The 19,677-nt window shown below is 64.8% G+C and carries 15 protein-coding genes; 7 read left to right on the top strand and 8 right to left on the bottom strand.

What is annotated here, in order from left to right:
- The first annotated feature begins 29 nt into the window (after positions 1–29).
- Both KA354_00550 and KA354_00555 read left to right on the top strand, forming a co-directional pair.
- Positions 30–3,137: a hypothetical protein gene (locus tag KA354_00550; GenBank protein ID MBP7933107.1), complete on the top strand. Its 3,108-nt coding sequence runs from the start codon at positions 30–32 to the stop codon at positions 3,135–3,137.
- A 145-nt stretch (positions 3,138–3,282) separates the two neighbouring features.
- Positions 3,283–3,888, top strand: coding sequence for a sigma-70 family RNA polymerase sigma factor (locus KA354_00555; protein MBP7933108.1), 606 nt, complete (start codon positions 3,283–3,285; stop codon positions 3,886–3,888).
- A 30-nt stretch (positions 3,889–3,918) separates the two neighbouring features.
- Here KA354_00555 and KA354_00560 read toward each other — a convergent pair whose 3' ends face one another.
- Entirely contained in the window at positions 3,919–5,799 is a 1,881-nt protein-coding gene (locus tag KA354_00560) for a hypothetical protein (protein ID MBP7933109.1), read from the bottom strand.
- Positions 5,800–6,030: 231 nt separating this feature from the next.
- On the opposite strand from KA354_00560, the gene KA354_00565 reads away from it, so the two are divergent.
- Positions 6,031–7,194, top strand: a complete 1,164-nt coding sequence (locus tag KA354_00565; GenBank protein ID MBP7933110.1) for a hypothetical protein — start codon at positions 6,031–6,033, stop codon at positions 7,192–7,194.
- Positions 7,195–7,227: 33 nt separating this feature from the next.
- Here the strand turns inward: KA354_00565 and KA354_00570 are convergent, their stop codons facing one another.
- From KA354_00570 to KA354_00580, 3 genes are all read right to left on the bottom strand, one after another.
- Positions 7,228–7,986, bottom strand: a complete 759-nt coding sequence (locus KA354_00570; GenBank protein ID MBP7933111.1) for a hypothetical protein — start codon at positions 7,984–7,986, stop codon at positions 7,228–7,230.
- A gap of 84 nt (positions 7,987–8,070) precedes the next feature.
- A complete protein-coding gene (locus tag KA354_00575; GenBank protein ID MBP7933112.1) occupies positions 8,071–9,228 on the bottom strand; it encodes a hypothetical protein in 1,158 nt (385 codons plus the stop codon).
- A 161-nt stretch (positions 9,229–9,389) separates the two neighbouring features.
- Positions 9,390–10,037, bottom strand: coding sequence for a cobalamin-dependent protein (locus KA354_00580; GenBank protein MBP7933113.1), 648 nt, complete (start codon positions 10,035–10,037; stop codon positions 9,390–9,392).
- Between the two features lie 155 nt (positions 10,038–10,192).
- Here KA354_00580 and KA354_00585 point away from each other — a divergent pair, with 155 nt between their 5' ends.
- From KA354_00585 to KA354_00595, 3 genes are all read left to right on the top strand, one after another.
- Entirely contained in the window at positions 10,193–11,182 is a 990-nt protein-coding gene (locus KA354_00585) for a hypothetical protein (GenBank protein MBP7933114.1), read from the top strand.
- A 159-nt stretch (positions 11,183–11,341) separates the two neighbouring features.
- Entirely contained in the window at positions 11,342–13,747 is a 2,406-nt protein-coding gene (locus KA354_00590) for a hypothetical protein (protein MBP7933115.1), read from the top strand.
- A gap of 99 nt (positions 13,748–13,846) precedes the next feature.
- Positions 13,847–14,245 carry an acyl-CoA thioesterase gene (locus KA354_00595; GenBank protein MBP7933116.1) on the top strand — a complete coding sequence of 133 codons (399 nt, stop codon included), beginning with the start codon at positions 13,847–13,849 and terminating at the stop codon, positions 14,243–14,245.
- A 244-nt stretch (positions 14,246–14,489) separates the two neighbouring features.
- Here KA354_00595 and KA354_00600 read toward each other — a convergent pair whose 3' ends face one another.
- From KA354_00600 to KA354_00615, 4 genes are all read right to left on the bottom strand, one after another.
- Positions 14,490–15,785, bottom strand: coding sequence for a glutamyl-tRNA reductase (locus KA354_00600; protein MBP7933117.1), 1,296 nt, complete (start codon positions 15,783–15,785; stop codon positions 14,490–14,492).
- Positions 15,782–16,603 (bottom strand): cytochrome c biogenesis protein CcsA, encoded by an 822-nt coding sequence (gene ccsA, locus KA354_00605; GenBank protein ID MBP7933118.1) that lies wholly within the window; start codon positions 16,601–16,603, stop codon positions 15,782–15,784. Before ccsA ends, KA354_00600 begins: the two co-directional genes overlap by 4 nt.
- A 6-nt stretch (positions 16,604–16,609) precedes the next feature.
- Positions 16,610–17,242 carry a bifunctional precorrin-2 dehydrogenase/sirohydrochlorin ferrochelatase gene (locus KA354_00610; GenBank protein MBP7933119.1) on the bottom strand — a complete coding sequence of 211 codons (633 nt, stop codon included), beginning with the start codon at positions 17,240–17,242 and terminating at the stop codon, positions 16,610–16,612.
- Positions 17,243–17,365: 123 nt separating this feature from the next.
- Positions 17,366–17,857: a thioredoxin family protein gene (locus KA354_00615; GenBank protein ID MBP7933120.1), complete on the bottom strand. Its 492-nt coding sequence runs from the start codon at positions 17,855–17,857 to the stop codon at positions 17,366–17,368.
- A gap of 418 nt (positions 17,858–18,275) precedes the next feature.
- Between KA354_00615 and KA354_00620 the strand changes: the two genes are divergently transcribed.
- Complete coding sequence (locus KA354_00620; GenBank protein ID MBP7933121.1) at positions 18,276–19,676, top strand: sugar isomerase; 1,401 nt, start codon at positions 18,276–18,278, stop codon at positions 19,674–19,676.
- Position 19,677: the final 1 nt, after the last annotated feature.

A 19,677-nucleotide genomic window follows, 5' to 3' on the forward strand; every position in this document is an offset into this window, starting at 1 on the left:
GTGGTTTGTCTCTTCGGGAGGATCGCGCCATGTTAGGACACGGGTGGTTGACTTCAACGGCCTTGGTCGGCCTGATGATCGCCTGGGGGTGTGCAGCGGTGGCCGAGGAAGTGTCGCCGGCTTCGCTGGAGAGACAGTTCCGCGAGTTGCCGATGGAGGCCCGGCGATGGACCGGCCCGCTTTTCTGGTTGCACGGCGACGAGAGCAAGGAGCGGCTGGAGATGTACGTCGGCAAGGTCGCCGAGGGTGGGAACGGCTGCTTCACAGCGGAATCGCGCCCCCACGTCGGCTGGCTGGAGGAGAGCTGGTTCCGCGACCTGGCCATCTGCCTCGACGCGGCCAAGAAGAACCACCTCAAGATGTGGATCTTCGACGAGAAGTGGTGGCCCAGTGGCGAGGTCGGGGGGAAGGTTCCGGCGGAGCACGGCGGCAAACGGCTGGTAACCACGACCGCCGAGTTTGACGGTCCGGGCGTATTCAAGACCGACGGCTGCGGGGGGCCGAATTTCATCGCCGCGGTGGCCGGAGAAGACGGCCCGGACGGCATTGAGGGTGCCAGCCTCATCGACCTGGCTTCCTCGATTCGCCAAGGCCAGTTGACCTGGGAAGCGCCGGCGGGACACTGGAAGATCATCAAGTTCATGTGGAAGAACCAGCCCGTGGGCGACCGCTATCTCATCGACGGGGCCAGTCAGGCCAGCGTCGACTGGTACATCCGTACCGTGTATCAGCCACACTACGATCGCTTCAAGGGGGATTTCGGCAAGGACATCCTGGGCTTCTTCTACGACGAGCCGGAGATCAAGGCCGACTGGGGCACCGAAGTCCCGAAGGTCCTGGCGGAACGCGGGGTGGACTGGAAGAAGGCCCTGGTCGCTTTCAAGTTCAAGCTGGCCGGCGACGAACAGGCCGCGGCCAAGTACCAGTACATGGACGCCTTCGCCGAAGCCTGGGGCCGGACCATGTACGGCGGCATTTCGCGTTGGTGTCGCGAACACGGCGTGCTGTCGATCGGCCACTTCCTCGAGCATGGAGGCACCTATGCCCACTTCGACCTCTGCGCCGGGGACATGTTCAAGCTCCAGAAGTACAGCGACATGGGCGGCATCGACCTGGTCTTCTCACAGCTCAAGCCCGGCCAGCGGGCGGCGTACGACGCACCGTGCTGGCAGGTCCCCAAGATTGGCAGCTCGCTCACCCATGTCTACGGCAAGCCCGACGACGTGACCATGGTGGAGATCTTCGGAGCCCGTGGCCAGGATCTGAGTTACCCGGAGATGAAATGGTGGACCGACCATGTCCAGGTGTCGGGCGTCAACTTCCTCATCCCGCACTCGTTCAACCCGCGTGCGCCGCGCGACACCGACTGCCCGCCCTACTTCTACAACGGCGGCTTCGAACCCCGCTGGCCGCTGTATCGCGTATTTGCCGACTACACCAGCCGGCTGACCCTGATGCTCACAGGTGGGCGACACGTTTGCCCGGTGGCCCTGCTCTATGTCGGCCAGAGCGCCCATGTCGGCAAGTGCATTCTGCCCGACCAGATGAGCGAGACCCTGCAGGACGCCCTTTTCGACTGCGATTGGATGCCCTACGAGGTGTTCGAAGGCTCGACGGAACTGATCGGCAAGACCATCCAGATGGGCCAGGAGTCGTTCCGAGTGTTAGTCGTGCCGCCGGTCGAGGTGATCCCATACGCCACGCTCGCGAAGGCGAAGGACTTCTTCGATCGCGGCGGTGTGATCGTGGGTTATGGTTTTCTGCCCAGCAAGTCGGCCACGCTGGGTAAGACGGCGGCGGATATCGCCCGGCTGCGCGAAGCCGTTTGGGGCGATGCCCAGCCCGGGCTGGCGGTCTGCAAGACGAGCGCCGCCGGAGGCCGCAGCTACCTGCTACCCGGGAAGCCGACCCCGGAGCAGTTGCAGAAGGTGCTGGCCGAGGACGCGGGCGTTCATCCAACGCTCGAAGTGGTCGAGGGCACGACCGATCACTGGCTGCACGTGCTGCACCGGGTCAAGGCGGACTGCGACCTGTTCTTCATCACCAACCAGAATCACCTCGGCGATGCCCGGCGGTTCAAGTTCCGCATCACCGCGGACGGCGAACCGGAATGCTGGGACGCGATGCGCAACGAGATCACCCGTGTGTCCCATATTCGTCAGGGCAAGCAGGTCGAACTCGATCTGACGCTCGAACCGTCGGAAAGCGTGCTGCTGGTTTTCCAGCCGAAGAAGCGCCCTCTACCGATGCGACTGGAACCGGACGCTGCGAAGCCCACGACGTCGATCACCCTGGTTCGCGATGCGACCCCGCCAGGACTCGCCCCGAAACTGGATGCCGCGTCGGATCCGGCCGCGGGCCTGGAGGGCTGCTCCTGGGTCTGGTATCCCGAGGGCGACCCGGTGGCCAACGCCCCGGCGGGCCAGTGCTTCTTCCGCAGACAGATCAACCTGCCCGAGGGCCGGAGCATCAAGGCGGCCGTATTCCATGCGACGGCCGACAACGGCTTCACCCTGTACCTGAACGGCAAGGATGCCGGCCGTGGTGACGACAGCGGCGACGGCTGGCGGAACCCCGTGCGACTTGACGTCAAGCCCCTGTTGCGTGCCGGGGCGAACGTACTGGCGATTGCCGCGGCAAATGCCCAGGCGACCATGGGTGCCAACCCCGCAGGTCTCATCGGCCGGCTGTCGATCACGTTCGAGGATGGCGGGCCTCTGGATGTGAAAGTCGATGCGAGCTGGAAGACGTCGCGCGAAACAGGTGGCAACTGGCTGGGGCGAGGATTTGACGATGCCTCCTGGAAGACGGCCATGGAGATCGCGCGGTTCGGCGATGCCCCTTGGGGGCGGCTGAACTCCAAGCTCACGCTCAGTCCGGTCAAGGCGGATCCGTTCGTCGGCCACTGCGAGATCGCGGCGACTGCGGATCTGGCTCAGTCGCGGGTCTGGCTGGAGATGGACTCGCTAGCCCCGGAGGAGGCCGCTCGTGTCGTCGTCAACGATCAGGACGCTGGCGGCTTCATCGGCCGTCCGCTGCGGCTCGAGGTCACGGCGTATCTCCGGAGCGGTCGGAACGTGGTGAAGATCGAGCCGTTCGCGCCGACCTCCGCCCGGCTGGTGTTGCGGCCTCGATAGCAGGTCCACACGGGGCGGACCTGATCCGTCAAGCCGGTGACGGCGGGAAGACCCGGCATTTGGCGGCGTCTTGCGATCTGCTGCGCCCCGAATGTAGAATCGCGGCCGGCAGAGGTCACGATCAGCGTTGCAGCGGTGAGGGTTCTTGTTGCACACCACGCAGACCGATCTTCTCCGGGCAGTCCGTGACACCCAGAACCGTGAGGCCTGGGGCCAGTTTTACCGCATTTACACGCCGATGCTCTGCAACTTCGCCCGGCGGCTGGGACTGTCCGACGCGGACACGGACGATCTCAGCCAGGAAGTGCTCATGATCGCCCACCGTTCGCTGCGCGACAGTCTGTACGACCCCAAGCGCGGCTCGTTCCGCAAGTACCTGTACGGGATCGCCCACCGGCAGGCCCTGGCGACGTTTCGGGCCCGCGGGCGGCGGACGCGGGTTCAGTCGGTCACTCCGGAGAGCGGCGTCAACCTGCTCGACCAGCTGGAGGACCATCGCAGCGAGGAGACGGTCCGTGAGATCTGGGACCAGGAATGGCGCTACGCCATGCTCGATGAGGCCCTCCGTCACGTCCGCTCGGAGGTCGGCGAGAAGCCGTACCAGTCTTTCACTCTTTTTGCCATTGATCGCCGCCCGGTGCAGGAGGTCGCGAACCAGGTGGGCATCGCGGTGGCCAGCGTGTACGTCTACAAGAGCCGGGTCCTGGATGCCATCCGGCGATGGATCGCCCAGTTCGAGGATCGCGATTGACTCTTCGGAATCCCGGCCGCATCGGTGCGGTCATCTTGCACAATTCGAGTCGACCAGTGCATTGGTTCCGCTGAAGCAGCGTTGCAGGACGGCAAAGTCGTCGAGATCCACGTCTTGGTCGGCGTCGAGGTCGGCTGCTGCGCAGGTGTTGGATGGGGGGATGGCCATGCCGGTCAGGCAGGTTCTGAGGGCGGTCAAGTCGGTAGCGTCCACATCGGCGTCGTGGTCGAGGTCCGCACGGCAGGAGACGAGCGGTCCGGCGGCCAGCGGCGTATCGGTATTCGCGAAGTAGAGCCAAGTCGTGGGGGCCAGGCCGGACCAGGTGGTCAGCCAGACGCCGTCGCCGGACCAGGCGACCTGATTCGGGAGGCTGGCCGGCAGCGGTGGTGTTCCGGGCATGCTCCCATCGGGCCGCTGGGCGGGGTTGAGCACGTGATCGAGCAGCCATTGGGCGCCGGGCCCGCGGGCGCAGACATACTGGGCAGTGCCTTCGTACCAGACGGAGAACGGTCCCTGGCCGTCGAAGGCCTCGACGGTACGGGTGAAGTCCCAGGTCCGCAGGGCCTCTGTGGCAAAGCCGAGCGCGGCCAGGGCGTCCTGCTGTTGGCCGATCGCCACGTGGATCGGGCTACCCCAGTTCTGGCAATCGAGTGAGTTCCACCAGCCTCCGGTCCGGCCACCGATCCAGCGGCGCTGGGCGGGGTCCCAGACGCAGTTCAGGAGATAGGCGAGCATCTGGTCGGCCTCGGCGTGGTAAGCGGTGGCCTGGAATGCCCACCAGCTGTCGATGTTGCCTTCCGTGACCCAGTGGATGGACATGCCGCGGCAGTCGTCCTGGAGCCGACCGACGAGGTAGGCGGCGCCGCGAAGGGCGGACCGGGCGTAAGCCAGGCTCGCGGTGTGCTGGGCGTAGCGGGCCAGGGCGTAGGTCATCCAGGCGATATCACCAACCCAGAACTCGGCGTCGAGGGTATCCATGGGAACGACCTGTTTCGTGGCCGCGTCGTAGCGGCGGTGCCAGGAACCGTCGGGAAGCTGCAGCGAAAGCAGGGTGGCGGCGAGTTGGGCGGCCTCCTGCGGATGGGTGTGCATCAGGACCATGAGGGCCAGGGCGTCGTCATAGAGATAGGCCCACGGGCCGAAATCACCCGCCCAGGAGGGGATCAGGCCGGTGGTTGCATTTCGGCGGCCGGCGATCCATCCGGCGGCGGCGGCGGCGACGTCCGGGCTGCCCGAGAATCGCTCGAAGCCGGCGGGAGTCGCCCGGACCTTGCTGTTGCAGGAGGTGATCAGGTCAACGTCGAACGTGCCGGAATAGGTGGGTGGCTGTTGGGAGTAGTCGGTCGGGTCGCCGCGTGAGATAGCGACGAGGATTTCGCGAATGTCGGACCAGTCGAGGACCCCGTCGCCGACAGTGGCGTCCTGGTCGTTGAACAGACGGTGATCGATGTAGAGGTGAACGTAGGCAGGGACGTGAGCCACGCGTGGGACGTGGACAATGAACTCGTCATCAGCGTCCTTCAGTTTGATTTCCAGGCGGTGCTCGGAGGCAAGCGGCGTGCCGCGGTACCAGAGCCCAATGAAGTCATCACTCGACAGATTGACTGCTTGGGGAAACCGACAGTTGGCGATCACCCAGTTGTCGCCGGAGAGGTCATAGTTGAGGCGGAGGCCGCTGTGATGCATGCCGTCCGTGGCCGTGAGGGTGATCGACGCGCCGGCGGGGTGGATCGTGCTCCACTGGGCGGGGCTTTCGCAATCCTGGATCGTCCTTGAGGACCAGAGTAACCGGGGAAACCCGGCGGCCGGTTCAATCGTGGGCGTCCAGTTCAGCTCTGCGGCGACGATGGGCAGGAGCAGAGGAGACTGAACTACCGCCCAGGCCATGAGGATGGATCGACAGGAGCCCATTCGCACCTCCGCTTTCATTATACCGGATGGGCTCGTCCTGCCAGGGCCGCGCCATCTTGTCGTCCGGGACGCTCGCCCGTGGCAGGTTCACTGCTTCATGGCGAAGGTCCACGTCAGGGTGGCTCGATTGGATTGCCGGGCAGGCGAGATCATTGACCGCGTTTGGTTTTATCGGGACGATAGGCCTTCGGTCGGCGGTTACGATGGGGGAGGAGCATCAGGGAGATACTCATGGCGAGCAAGCGCGTTGAACACCCAGGCAAGTCCGGGGGCGGTGCGAACGGCGGGGAGTACAGCGGTTCTTTCGGTGGCTCGCGGACTCGATCTCGCGTCGATCCGGGGGGGGGGAACAGGGCGAGGCAGGCGAGCGACCCTCAGCCGTCGACCGAAAACCGGGGGAGACGCCGGAAACGAGCGGCTCTGGCCGGTCTGAATCTGGCCAGGCTCAAGCTGCATTCGGTCCATGACCGGCGGCATCTGGCCCAGGTGGCGGCCTTCGCGGGAACGCCCGAGGCGGGGGTTTCGTTCGCGGCGTGGATGGATTCGCTGCCGGCGTTTCTGGGGGTGAAGCGGCTCCGGGCGGCGGTGGCAGCGATCGTGGCTGCGCGTCGGGCAGAGCGGCCGGTGGCCATGGCCATGGGTGGACACGTGGTCAAGGTTGGCTGCGGGCCGGTGGTGATCGACTTGTGTCGAAGGGAGATCGTGACCGCAGTCGTCTGCCACGGGGCGACGGCGATTCATGACGTCGAGATTGCCATGATTGGAGCCACCAGCGAAGACGTCGGCGACACGATCCGTGACGGGCGTTTTGGCATGGTTCGAGAGACGGCCGAGTTCTTCGCCGCGGCGGCCAAGGTGGCCGAGCGATCGCGAATCGGCTACGGTCGGGCCATCGGGCAGCTCGTTCTCAAGCGCCGCCTGCCACACGCCTCACGCAGCATCCTCGCGGTGGCTGCCGAACTGGACCTACCCGCGACGGTACACGTGGCCATCGGCACCGATACCGTGCACATGCCGACCATGGCTGATGGAGCCCGGATCGGCCGGGCGAGCATGGCCGACTTTCGCCGGCTTTGTGGCGTGGTTCATGACATGGGGGCGGCCGGCAAGGGCGGCGTCTGCGGCGTCTGGTGCAACGTTGGATCCGCGGTCATCCTGCCGGAGGTGTTCCTCAAGACCGTGGCCGTCGCCCGCAACCTCGGGGCCAGGCTCGATGACCTGACCACGGTCAATCTCGACATGCTCCGCCAGTACCGCACCGGGCAGAACGTAGTCGGGCGGCCGGTCAGCCCCGGCCATGGTCACGACATTGCCGGCCACCACGAGATCATGCTGCCGCTCCTGCGTCAGGCGGTTATTGAGGCCTGGAGTCGCCGGACGATGCGGGAGCTGTAGGCGGGCTGCGACGGAGGATGCGGAACTGAAGAATCAGGTTGGGGATCTGAAATCCGAGATATCTCGGCGACCGCGCGGTTGGGACCAACGGGGGAGGTGACCGCCAGCCGACGTCCGGCGCATCTGGCACCGTTCCAGTTCGCAGTACTCGCAAGGCAGACCGTGGGCGATGACTTCGGAGGCCGCCCCGATGCCGGCCAGACCGGAGATACTCTTGACCGGGGACATCATCATCGAGGGCAGGAGTCTGACGCCGATGGGCGAGGCATCCACAATCGAGAAGAGCGTCTTCTGCTGCTCGATGGATATGCCGCAGAAACCGGGGCTGAACGGCGGGGTCACGCCCTCGTCGGGCCCGGCCTCGTGCTGCCACAAGTAGTCGACGAAAGCATCCGAAGCAGCGTCCGCAGCGCTGGAGCCGATGGACTGGAGGATGTACCCCTCCAGCGGCTTGCCGTCCAGCCGGCGCTCGTTGGCGATCCGCTCCAGATCACTGCCGATCGTCACCGCGAAGACGGCCACGCGCCCGGCTGGTCTGAGGAACGCCGCGATCGGCCCGTGAAAGCTGCCCGCTCCCTTGAGGGCGAGTTCCCTATCCGTCAAACGCTCGACATTCCAGACCCCGTAAACCCCTCGCGTCCTCAGATAGGGAATCGACTCCTCCAGCAGGCGGTTGACCATCTCGAGGAGTTCCGGGCGCACCGCTTCCTGGTGGGCTCCACCCATCATCCGCAGGACCTCGCGGAGGGCCAAGTCGAGTTTCAGCTCAATGACGTGCTGATGGTTGGCCATGTACCGCCGTAAACTGATGTGCGTCCCGACAACCCGAGACGCGCCCGGCGAGATGCCGGTGCCACACGACTCTTCGGACGCTCCCTAGCGCTTCCTGGCCCGCGCGGCGTCGACCATGGCCTTCACGTTGGCCGTCGGGCTGAATGAGTCGATCTCACAGCCCGGCATGACGCACGCGGTCGTGTGCGGCAAGGTCGAATCGATGAACTCGCGGACCATCCGGGTCACCTGCTCCGACGTGCCGTGACACGCCAACTGAGTCGTCGGCGCGTTGGCCGCGCACTGCTTGCCCTTGAGCATTTTGGCGACCTGCTCGAACCACTGCGGCCAAGGCATCTCCTGCCCGTAGTAGGGCATGTCGTACTGTACGGCCTTGATGCCCTGCCAGCCCGAAACCATTTGTAGCGCGTGCGGCAGGTTGTGGCCACAAATGTGCCAGAAAAGGTAGGGGAAGATCGTGCGAGCCTTTTCGACCCAGATGCGGTCCACGTCGCCAAACTTATCCAGGTGCCTGGGCCCCCAAGTACGGGCTCCGCCGAACGCGCAGCAGAACTGGGCACCGTTCTTGGCCGCGAACTCGGCATAGAAGTCCAGGGCCGCAAGCCGCTCCTTGAGGCACAGATCGAGATAGTATCGGATCTTGCGCTCCGGTTCGGTCACCATCCACTTGAGGAATCGCTGGACCTCGACGACGGTTTCAGCGTAGTTCGTCGGGGTGCCGATGCCCACGATAATGGGCACCTGGCGGTCCATTTTCTCCTGGAACTCCAGCAGTTGGAGCATATGGGGCGTGTAGTGCGTGGCCGCGCGCGAGTCGGGGCCATACTTTTCCCAGACCTTCTGTTCGAACATGGCAATGGCATCGTCGAGCGTCTCGGCCACCGGCTTGAAGAGCAGGTAGTCCTTGTCCCCGCGGAGGATGAAATGCTCGGCCCGCTTCTCGGGCGGGACGAAACTCTCGAGCTGATGACCGATGTCCACGTACATCCAGATCGCGTCGGTGCGGATGTCCGCCCAGGTCTTGATGCAGGCATCGGTGGTCTTGTCGACGTCGTTGTAGATCTCCCGGTGGCTGTAACCGGCATAGGTGATCTGCCAGTAGTCGAGTTCCGGGGCGGCGGGCACGTAGTCGGTCCGCTTGAGGTCGAAGGCGTCGGCCATGCGTTGCCAGTGGGTCATTTCGCCGACGGGGGGCAATTTCCCCTTGAGACGCTTCACCCATTGATCCACGATCGTGCTCATCGCGATTCACTCCATCCCACGTGCCGCGGGCGTGGGGCCCACGGTCGAGCCAGCCTCTGGTGTCGTCAGGTGGGAGTCCCACATCAGAGACTGAATGCCGGGGGGGACGCCCGGGCCTCGCCAGCGCGAAGCCGGTGCTACACAGGTTGATCGATACACTTTCACTTGCCCAGCAGCTTCTTGATCTTGTCCACGGCCTTCCAGGCATCGTCGCTGGCGTCGTCGGCGCCCATCCGGCGGGCGGCCTCGGGGTCGACCGCCGGTCCTCCGCAGATAATCTTCACCTGGCTGCGGAGTCCCGCCTTGGCGATGGCCGCCACGGTTTCCCCAGTGTGCATGAAGGTCGACGTCATGTAGGTCCCGAGTCCGACAATCTGGGGCTTGTGTTTGCGGATCGCGTCGACGAACACCTGGTCATCCAGACTCTCGCCAACGTCGATCACGCGCAGGCCATTCGCCTCGAAGACCGGAATGGCCACGTTCTTCCCGACGGTATGGATGTCACCGTGGATGTTCCCGAGGACCATGGTTCCGAGCCTGTTCTCAGCTCCGGAGGCGGCCAGCAGCGGGCGAACGACCTCGAGACCGGCGAAGTAGACATCGCAGGCGACCAGGACCTCGGGCATGAACATGTCACCGGCGTTGAACTTCTGCCCGACCCGGCGCATGCCCAGGGACAGGCCTTCGTTCAACACGGTCGCGGGCGACAAACCGGCCGCCAGGGCATCCTGAGCCAGAGACTTGACTGCGTTGGCGTCCATTCCCTCGATAGCGCCGGCCAGACGTTCAAGAAGCGGGGAATCACTCATTGCCGAGGCTCCTCCGGAGGCTGTATATTCCCAAATGGGCGATGCTCACCAACACTCGCCCATGCTACTGTCGACCAAGGCCGGTGGCAAGGAACGGCTGACTCGCCGAAGCGATCCCCGGGGCGTAGAATGCCACCTGCTGATGGGAGGTGTTCATGACGCCGCGCCAACGGTTCATCGCCGCCCTGGAAGGTTGCCCTTTGACCGGGCGGGTGCCGCATTTCGAGCTGGTCTTCTTCCTGACCATGGAGGCCTTCGGGCGAATCCACCCCACCCATCGTTCCTTCGGGCAGTGGCGGCAGATGACCGAGTCCGAACGGCGCCTGCATCGCCACGACGCCGCCGAGACGTACGTGCTGACCGCTCGGCACTATGAGCACTCGGCCATCTTCCTTCACGGATTCGGGGCCCCCGGCGAGGAAGAGGAACTCCGGCTGATCGACGAGGTCCGCCGGTTGTCCGGAGACGAGTTCTTCCTGATGATGCACGGCGACGCGACCTACGCGATCCCTTCCGGCGGGGACATGACCGAGTTCTGCAGCGCCCTGGCCGACCACCCTGAGCAGGCCAAGGAGAAGGCCCGCCGACAGGTAGACGAGGCTCTGGCCCGCGGGGAACGGTTCCAGCGACATGGCGGCCTGGACGGCTGGGCCCTCTGCTCCGATTACTGCTTCAACACCGGCCCGTTCTTCAGTCCGGCCTGGTTCGACGAGTTTGTGACCCCCTACCTGGCCGACCTGTGCCGCGGCTATCGCGGGCAGGGCTTCTACACGGTCAAGCACACCGATGGGAACATCATGCCGATTCTCGACCGGTTACTGCTGGGTGAGCCGCACGCGCTGCACTCGCTCGATCCGCAGGGCGGCGTGGACATCGCCGAAGTCAAGCGGCGGGTCGGTGATCGCGTCTGCCTCATCGGCAACGTCAATTGCGGCCTGCTCGATACCGGCACCGATGAGCAGTGTGTGGCCTCCGCCCGCTACGCGCTCAAACACGGCATGCCCGGCGGGCGGTATGTTTTCTCCACGAGCAACTGCGTGTATACCGGCATGAGGCTGGAGAGATACCATCTGATCCTGGATGTGTGGCGGAAGGAAGGAGAGTATCCCGGGGAGTCGCTTGTGGAGAAGGCAGGAGGTAAGTGAGTAGGGAGGCCATGGGAGGATCGCCCTCCGCCGGCGAGCGGAGCCGAGCCGCCCTTGCGGCACCTGATCCCCCGGACGCTCGTTTCCTCCTTTCTCTTCTCGATTCCCCGCTTTCAGTGCGCACCGTATCGTCCTCGATAGATTGGGAGGAGACTGATCATGCACACCGCACTTGTTCTGTTGGCTGTCAGCGCCCTGGTGGGGGCCACGGAGCCTGCCCCGTCGTTTGTTTCCGCCAAGCCGATCTGGCCCGAAGGCCGGGACACGGAGATGAACCTCCTAATCGGATTCCGGGCCGGCTTCGAGGCTCCCGAGTCGGGCCGGACCGTCCTGCGCGTCACCGGTGCAAGCCTCTACCGGGCCTTTGTCAACGGTGAGTTTGCCGGTCACGGCCCGGCCCGCAGCCCGCACGGCTGGTTCCGGGTCGACGAGTGGGACATCTCCAGGCTGGTGGAGCAAGGCCGCAATAACGTCGCCATCGAGGTGGCCGGCTACAACGTCAACAGCTATTACCTGCCCGACCAACCCGCCTTCCTGCAGGCCGAAATCGTGGCCGGGGGGAAGGTCCTGGCCTCGACCGGGGGCGATGGGGGCGTCTTCGAAGCCACGGTCCTCAAGGAGAGAGTCCAGAAAACCCAGCGTTACAGTTTCCAGCGGGCTTTCTCGGAGGTCTACCGCCTGAGCCCGGGCTATGATCGCTGGCGGCAGTACCCGGGAGCCGCGATCGAACCGGCGAAGTGCGCCGTGGCCGAGGCCAAGAACCTGCTGCCCCGCCGGGTCCCCTACCCCACGTTCAACCAGCGACCCGCCCTGTGGCATGTCTCCCAGGGGACGATCAAGACGGGTATCGAGGTCAAGAGCCCCTGGAAGGACCGGGCCCTGGTCAACGTCGGCCCGCAGTTCAAGGGCTACAAGGAAAGCGATCTCGAGGTCATCCCGTCGCTCGAACTGCAGGCCATCGCCACGGCGACCCGGGCACCGGTTGATCGTGCACTCGAGTCGAGCGTCAGACTCCCTCTCCGGGCCAACAGCTTCCAGATCGTTGACTTCGGCACCAACCTGACCGGTTTCGTGGGAGCGAAGATCTCCTGCCGGGTCAGGACCCGCCTGTTCTTCACCTTCGACGAAATCCTGCGTGACCAGGACGTCGACTTCAAGCGCCTGGGCTGCGTCAACATCATTGAGTACACCCTCGAGCCCGGCGATTACCTGGTCGAATCGCTCGAGCCCTACACCCTCCGATACGCCAAGCTGATCACCTTCGCCGGCGAGTGCGACGTCGAAGGCATCTACCTTCGCGAGTACGCCAACCCCGACGTGTGGGGCGCCCACTTCGCCGCCTCGGATCCGCGGCTAAACCGGCTCTTCGCCGCCGCCCGGGAGACATTCGCCCAGAACTCGGTCGATCTGTTCATGGACTGCCCTTCGCGCGAGCGGGCCGGCTGGCTGTGCGACAGTTTCTGGACAGCCCGCACGGCCTACGATCTGAGCGGGCACACCGCGGTCGAGGAGGCGTTCATCGAGAATTACCTTTTGCCAACCCGGTTCGAGTTCCTCCCGGGGGGCATGATTCCCATGTGCTATCCGGCGGACCACAACGACACCGTGTTCATCCCCAACTGGGCGATGTGGTTCGTGGTCGAACTCGAGGAGTACCTGGCCCGCAGCGGCGATCGATCGACGGTCGACGCCCTTCAGGGCCGGTTGAGCGGCCTGCATGAGTTCTTCCGGCAATACGAGAACAGCGACGGCCTGCTCGAGAAGCTGCCGAGCTGGGTGTTTGTCGAGTGGTCGGACGCGAACAAGTATGTCCAGGACGTGAACTATCCGAGCAACATGCTTTACGCCGCGGTCCTGGCGGTGGGCGGGCGCGTCTTCGGCATGGTCGATCTTGTCGAAAAGGCCGACCGAGTCCGCGAGGCGATCCGCAAGCAGGCATTCGATGGTGAGTTCTTCGTGGACAACGCGATCCGCAAGGATGGCAAACTCGAAGTCACCCGCAACCGCACCGAGGTCTGCCAGTACTACGCCTTCTTCTTCGACGCCGCCACGCCCAAGAGCCACGAGCAGCTCTGGAACGTGCTTCGCACCGAGTTCGGTCCCAGGCGCAAGGCGACGGGCAAGTACCCGGAGATCTCGAAGACCAACCAGTTCCCGGGCAACTTCCTGCGACTCGAGCTGCTCTCCCGTGAGGGGCTCTGCCAGCAGGTTCTCGACGAGTCGGTGGACTACAACCTGTACATGGCCGATCGCACGGGCACGCTCTGGGAGAATGACGGTGACTACGCGAGCTGCAACCACGGTTTCGCCTCGCACGTGGCCCACATCCTGTTCCGCGACGTACTCGGTGTTTATCGCGTCGATGCGGTCGAGCAGGTCGTGACCCTGCGGTTCGCGGACCTGAAGATGGACTGGTGCGAAGGTCGCGTGCCGACCCGCGGCGGAGCGGTGAACCTGCGCTGGTGGCGAGAAGGCGAAAGGCTGCTCTACAAGATCGACACCCCCGCCGGCTTCAGGGTCGAGGTCCGGAATCTCACCGGCAGGCCGCTCGTGCGGCAGCCGTGACAGTGGCCGGCCCGGGCGCAGAAGCAGCGTATAGAGGTTTACGGCGGGGCTGATGCGGCGAGTCTGGCGGGAGAAGACGGACTGGAGACGAGCTGAACAATGGTGTTCGAGCACCCTCTACGAGTGAAGCTGGAGGACATTGACGAGATGGGGCACGTCAACAACGTGGTTTATCTGCGCTACGCCCAGGACGCAGCGGCGGCCCACTGGATCGCACTGGCGTCCGAGGAGCAGTTGAAGAGCTTCGTGTGGGTGGCCCGGCGGCATGAGATCGATTACCTCCGCCCAGCCTTCCCGGATGAGGAGCTTCTGGCTCGCACCTGGGTCGGGGAGGCTTCGGGAGCCACCTATGAGCGTTTCGTCGAGATCGCACGCCCCAGAGACAACGAGACGCTGGCCCGGGTGCGCAGCGTGTGGGTCCTGCTCGACGCCAAGTCGCATCGCCCTCGGCGGGTCACCGAGGAACTCCGAGCCCGGTTCGGCGGTGCCGAGGCGTGACTGGACACCTGCCCCCGCCAGCGGATGACCAGGAAGGCGGCCGACGCCGCGGGTAGTCTGGCGGTTGCCGACCAACCGGAGGAATTGGCCGGCCCGCGGGCGAAAACCCTTGTCGGCAGGATGGGGACATGCGAGCCTGCTTGTCCTTTTACCCCCTCTGCATGCCCGACCTCGAGGAACACGCCTTCACCCGCTGGACCGGCGGGCGGATCGTGCCCGACACTCCGGCCCCGGCACGGCGCGTTCACGCCCCCTCCTTGTCCAGGTGGAAGAGGGTTCGGAGCGCGTCGGCGTAGACGCGGCGGGTGCCGTCCGGGGGGCCTTCGCCCAGGAGCTGGAGCGGGTCATGGAGGATCTTCTGGATGACGCGATGCAAGAGCTGCTCGACGAGCTTGTGGTCCGCTTCCGAGAGGTGCTCGAACTTCGGCGAGGCCCACGCCAGTTCGGCTTCGGAGATGTCCTTGAAATGCTCGCGGAGGGCCTGGATCAGGGGGCCGAGATCACGACCGGCCTTGCTTTCCAGGAAGGCGACCACGTTGGCTTCGATGATCTCGTGACAGCGGTTGATGGCCTCGCGACGCTGAATCAGGGTGGCCTCGGTCACCATCTGCAGATCGTCGATGTTGAACAGATAGACGCTGTCGTGCCTGCCGACTTCGGGATCGATGTCGCGCGGGACAGCGATATCGATCAGGAGCAGCGAGCGATACCTGCGCCGCCTCGGGATCGGCTCGAAGGCGGCGGCGGTGAGAATCGGATCACGAGAGCCGGTCGAACTGATGACCACATCGACCTCTGCCAACCGATCGATCCACTCGCTCCACGGAACGACCTGGGCATCGACGGCATGCCGGCGGCGTATTCGTTCGGAGAGCTCAACGGCCCGCTGGTCGGTGCGATTGGTGACCCAAAGGGTCTTGGGGCGGGTCGCCATCAAGTGGTTCAGCGTGACCTCGCCCATCTTGCCTGCCCCGACCATGAAGATGGTCTTATCGTCGAGCCGGGAGAAAACCTGACGGGCAAGATCCACGGCCGCGCTGCCCACGCTGGTCCGGCCGGTCGCGATCGCGGTGCGGGTGTGGGCGTCTTTGGCGACGCTGAAAGCCCGCTGAAACAGCTCGCCGAGCGTCGCGCCCGCCGTGCCGGCTCGGCGCGCGATCTCAAAAGCCTGCTTGGACTGGCCGAGGATCTGCGATTCGCCCAGGACCATCGAATCGAGCGAACTGACCACGCGAAACAAATGGCGAACGGCCTCGGCATCCTCGTAGCTGTAAAACGCCTCGGCGAACTCGGGCACTTCGAGTCCCTTGAAGCCGACCAGGAAGGCAATGGCCTCGCCGATTCGTGGATGGTTGTAGACCGGAGTGGAGATATAGAGCTCGATGCGATTGCAGGTCGAGATGAGTACCGCCTCGGCGTGCGGATACTCCGCCTTGAGCGCCGCCAGGAAGGCGGGAACATCGGCCCCGCCAAACGCCAGGCGTTCCCGGAGTTCAACGGGCGCCGAGCGGTGATTACAGCCTATGACCAGCGTTCTCATTGGTGTATGGGCGAGCCGAACTCCCGCAAGAGAAACACGATCACGGTCAGCCACATGCCGCAGGTCGCCAGGAGAGCCGCCTGGCGGCCGCGGACCTGCGGCCGGAACGTCAACGAGCCCAGCAGGCAGGCGTACACCAGCCAGACGAGCGCCGAGACAAGCACCGAACCATCCAGATACCAGGCGGTCCGGCGAAGGTCTTCGCGGTGAGCCACCCCGCACATGCCGGTCAGGATGCCGTAGGTGAAGAGGGGGAAACCCAAGGCCATCATCCAGCGACCGAAGCGATCGAGCGACTCGAGAGAGGCGACCCGGCCCATGAGATCGAGGGCCCGCTTGCGATGCAGGACTCGATGCACGAGCAGATAAGCCATGCCGGCCGCCCCGCCGATCACGAAGCAGGCTCCGCTGACCGCGAAGGCTACGCTGTGGCTGACGAACCAGCTCTTGTAGGTGACCGGGCTGGCCGGCTCGCCCACCGCGGCCAGGGCAAGCAGGTTGACCACGGTCGCAAGCAGCAGGAGCACGCCGTCCAGACCGCGCAGGGCCCGCGAGAAATGGGTGCCGACGGCCGCCATGGCGACAAGCGTGGCCAGGAGCATGGCCGCCTCGTGGTTCTGGCGAAAGGTCCCGACCGGGCCGTGGTCGAGGAGGGCCCAGACGACATATCCGCCGTTGACCGCGACCCCGAACAGGGTTGCCGAGAGGAGATACGGACCCATACCCCGCTTGTGACGGCGCACCTCGAGGTAGCCGACCGCCGCCGCAGTCGCGAAGCACAGGCCCGCCAGAATGAGCACCAGGACCGGTCCGGTCATTCGGCTCTACCTCCGCGGATGATGGTCGAGCATGCCATCAAACCAGTCTCGCCAAGCCTGCCGGCCGTCGCGCGCGAGCCGCTCGAGCGATTCATCGGTGCTGAGAGCCTCCAGGACCTGCCGGCGGACTTGCGGATCCACCACCCGATCCTGCACGATGAGCCGGGCACGGGCCAGTTCGTCCACAAGAATACCCAAGTCGGGACCGAATTGCGACGCGAGGCGATCGCGCACCCTGGCGGCCAGCAGCGGGCTGGCTCCGCCCGTGCCCACGGCGATACAGAACCGGCCCCGGCGAACAATCGCTGGCATGAAGAAGTCGCACAGCCCGGGGTCATCGACCACGTTGCACAGAATTCGCCGGTTCCGGGCGTCGGCCAGGATCCGGGCATTGAGTTGACGGTCGTCGGTACAGACGAATATGAGACAGGCGTCTCCCAGGAGCTCCGTCGAATACCGGCATGCCAGGCGCTCGATATCGGTTCTGGCGAGCAGTCCCGGATCGAACTCAGGACTCACCACGCGCACCCGGGCTCCAGCCTGACACAGAATGTCGACCTTGTGAGCCGCGACCCTGCCACCCCCAATCACCACGATCAGGCGGCCAGCGACCTCAAGTTGGATGGGAAGCACGGACATGGCAGACGTCAGATCGTCAAACCGTCGAAACCATAGATACCTGGAGACAACCGGAGCCCTGACTGATCCGGTTGAGCTGTAAGCTCGCTTCTCGCCTGCCTGGTCGCCGTGACGAGTCCCGGCTCACTTCCCCTTCGCTTCCGCCTCGGCCAGCCAGGCGATGAAGTCCTTGGGCGACAGGGTGCCGACTTGTCGCGCCACAATGTCGCCCCGGCTGCTGAGGATCATCAGCGTGGGGACGGTCTGGACCGCGAAGCGAGCACCGACGGAACTCTGTTCGTCGACGTCGACACTCACCGGCACCCAGAGGTCCAAAGCCCTGGCCACATCGCTGCGACTGAATACGTCGCGGTCCAGGATCTTGCACGGCCCGCACCAGGAAGCATGGAACTTCACCAACACGAGCCGGTCTTCCTGGGCCGCCCGGCGGAGGCCGGCCTCGAGGTCGGTGGTCCATGCCACGGCCGTGGGGACCGGCCGGCTCGCATAGACGTACAGGACCGCAACCACCAGCAGGGCACCTGCCATCACCCAGTTGGCACGTTTGCGGCCGCACAGGCCGTCGGCCGTCGAACATGTCCCGGACGGCCTGCCCCGATCATCTCCGTCAGCCATACGGTACCTTGCTCCCGCTGCTGTAACCGATGCATCGAGGGCCGCACGCCCGCCGTGCAGCGCAGACGGCGGAGCGGACGCGTCCCACACGCGAGATTATAGGGGCCCTCATTGACAACGCCTCCGGGCGAGGCTGACAATACACGTTCCGGAGTGCAGGTATCTGAAGCATGAACCAGTCTTGAGGGAGGCATCATTCATGGCCAGCGAGCATTCACACAGGTGCGGTTCGACAGGCTCGACAGGCGGGGCATGCTGTAATGCAGCCGGCCTGCGGGCGTTTTACGAGAGGGCGGCCCGGGGCATGGTCTCCCGCCGGCATGTGATGGCGGGCCTGGGAACCGCGGCGGTCGGAGCCTGGGTACTGACCAGCCGGAGAGCCAAGGCTGAAGCTGGAGCCGCATCCACCCCGCCCACGATTACGCCTGCCAAGGAACTGATCGTTCAACCCATACTCACGTATGCCATTCCCAAGCGTGCGGAACAGACCAGCTGGCGGCCATGGGGCGGGCTCATGGAACCATCCGACGTAGATGAGGAAGCCAAGCGGATCACGAGCGAGCTGGGTGAGCTGGCGAGCAACACCGGACTGGCGGTCAAGTTCCTGCCGGTAATACCCGTAGACAACCGGGCCAAGGCGGAGCAGGCGGCCAAGACAGTCTGCGACGTGATGCTGATCTACGCCTCAGGCGGCGATGGCGACGTACTGGAGAAGCTGGTCGTCCCCGACCGACCGACGATCTTCTTTCTGCGGCATCGCTCCGGACCGGTCTCCCTGTGGTACGAGATCATGCATCCGCGTTTCCTGCGCAAGACAACCGACGAGTACAAGCAGCCGGGCGTGGATGTAGGAGACGTGGTCGTGGACGACCGTGACGACCTCACCTGGCGGCTGCGAGGTCTGCTGGGCTTGCGGCGCACGCTGGGACAGAAGGTGGTGACCATCGGGGGTGCCGCGGGCTGGGGCGTCGGTGGGCAGATCGCGCCCAAGATCGCCAAGACGGTCTGGAAGCTGGAGCTGCCAGATGTCAGCTACGAGACGTTGAGGCAACGGATCGGGAAGATCAAGGACGACACTCACGCCGTGACCGAGGCCGGCCGCCAGGCCGAGGAGTACCTCAAGGACTCCGGCGTCGAGCTGTTCACCGAAAAGAAGTACGTGGCCAACGCCTTCTTGCTCACCCGGCTGTTCAAGGAGCTCATGACCGAGCAGTCCGCCACCGCGATTACCGTCAACCACTGCATGGGCACGATTATGCCCATGTCGGAGACGACCGCGTGCCTGACACTGAGCTTGCTGAATGACGAGGGGTATCTGGCGTTCTGCGAATCGGACTTCGTGGTCATTCCCTCGGGCATCCTGATGCACCACATCACCGGGACGCCGGTGTTCCTCAACGACCCGACCTGGCCGCACCACGGCGTGGTCACCGTGGCCCACTGCACCGCCCCGCGCAAGATGAACGGCGAGCGTCTCGAGCCGGTCAAGATTCATACTCATTTCGAGTCGGACTATGGCGCCGCGCCCAAGGTCGAAATGGCCGAGGGCCAGCGGATCACCATGGCCGTGCCTGATTTCGCCTGCCAGAAATGGGTCGGCTTCACCGGCAGAATCGAGGCGAACCCGTTCCACGCGATCTGCCGCGCCCAAATGGACGTCACCATCGACGGCAACTGGCCCAAGCTGGTCGACGAGATGCGCGGCTTCCACTGGATGATGGTTTACGGGGATTGTGCCCGGGAGATCGGATACGCCATCAAGCACCTGGGCATCAAATGGCTGAACGTCTCGGCCGAGCCAACTCCCGGAGTGGCGTAGG

The organism is Phycisphaerae bacterium, assembly GCA_018003015.1.
Classification (GTDB): Bacteria; Planctomycetota; Phycisphaerae; order UBA1845; family PWPN01; genus JAGNEZ01.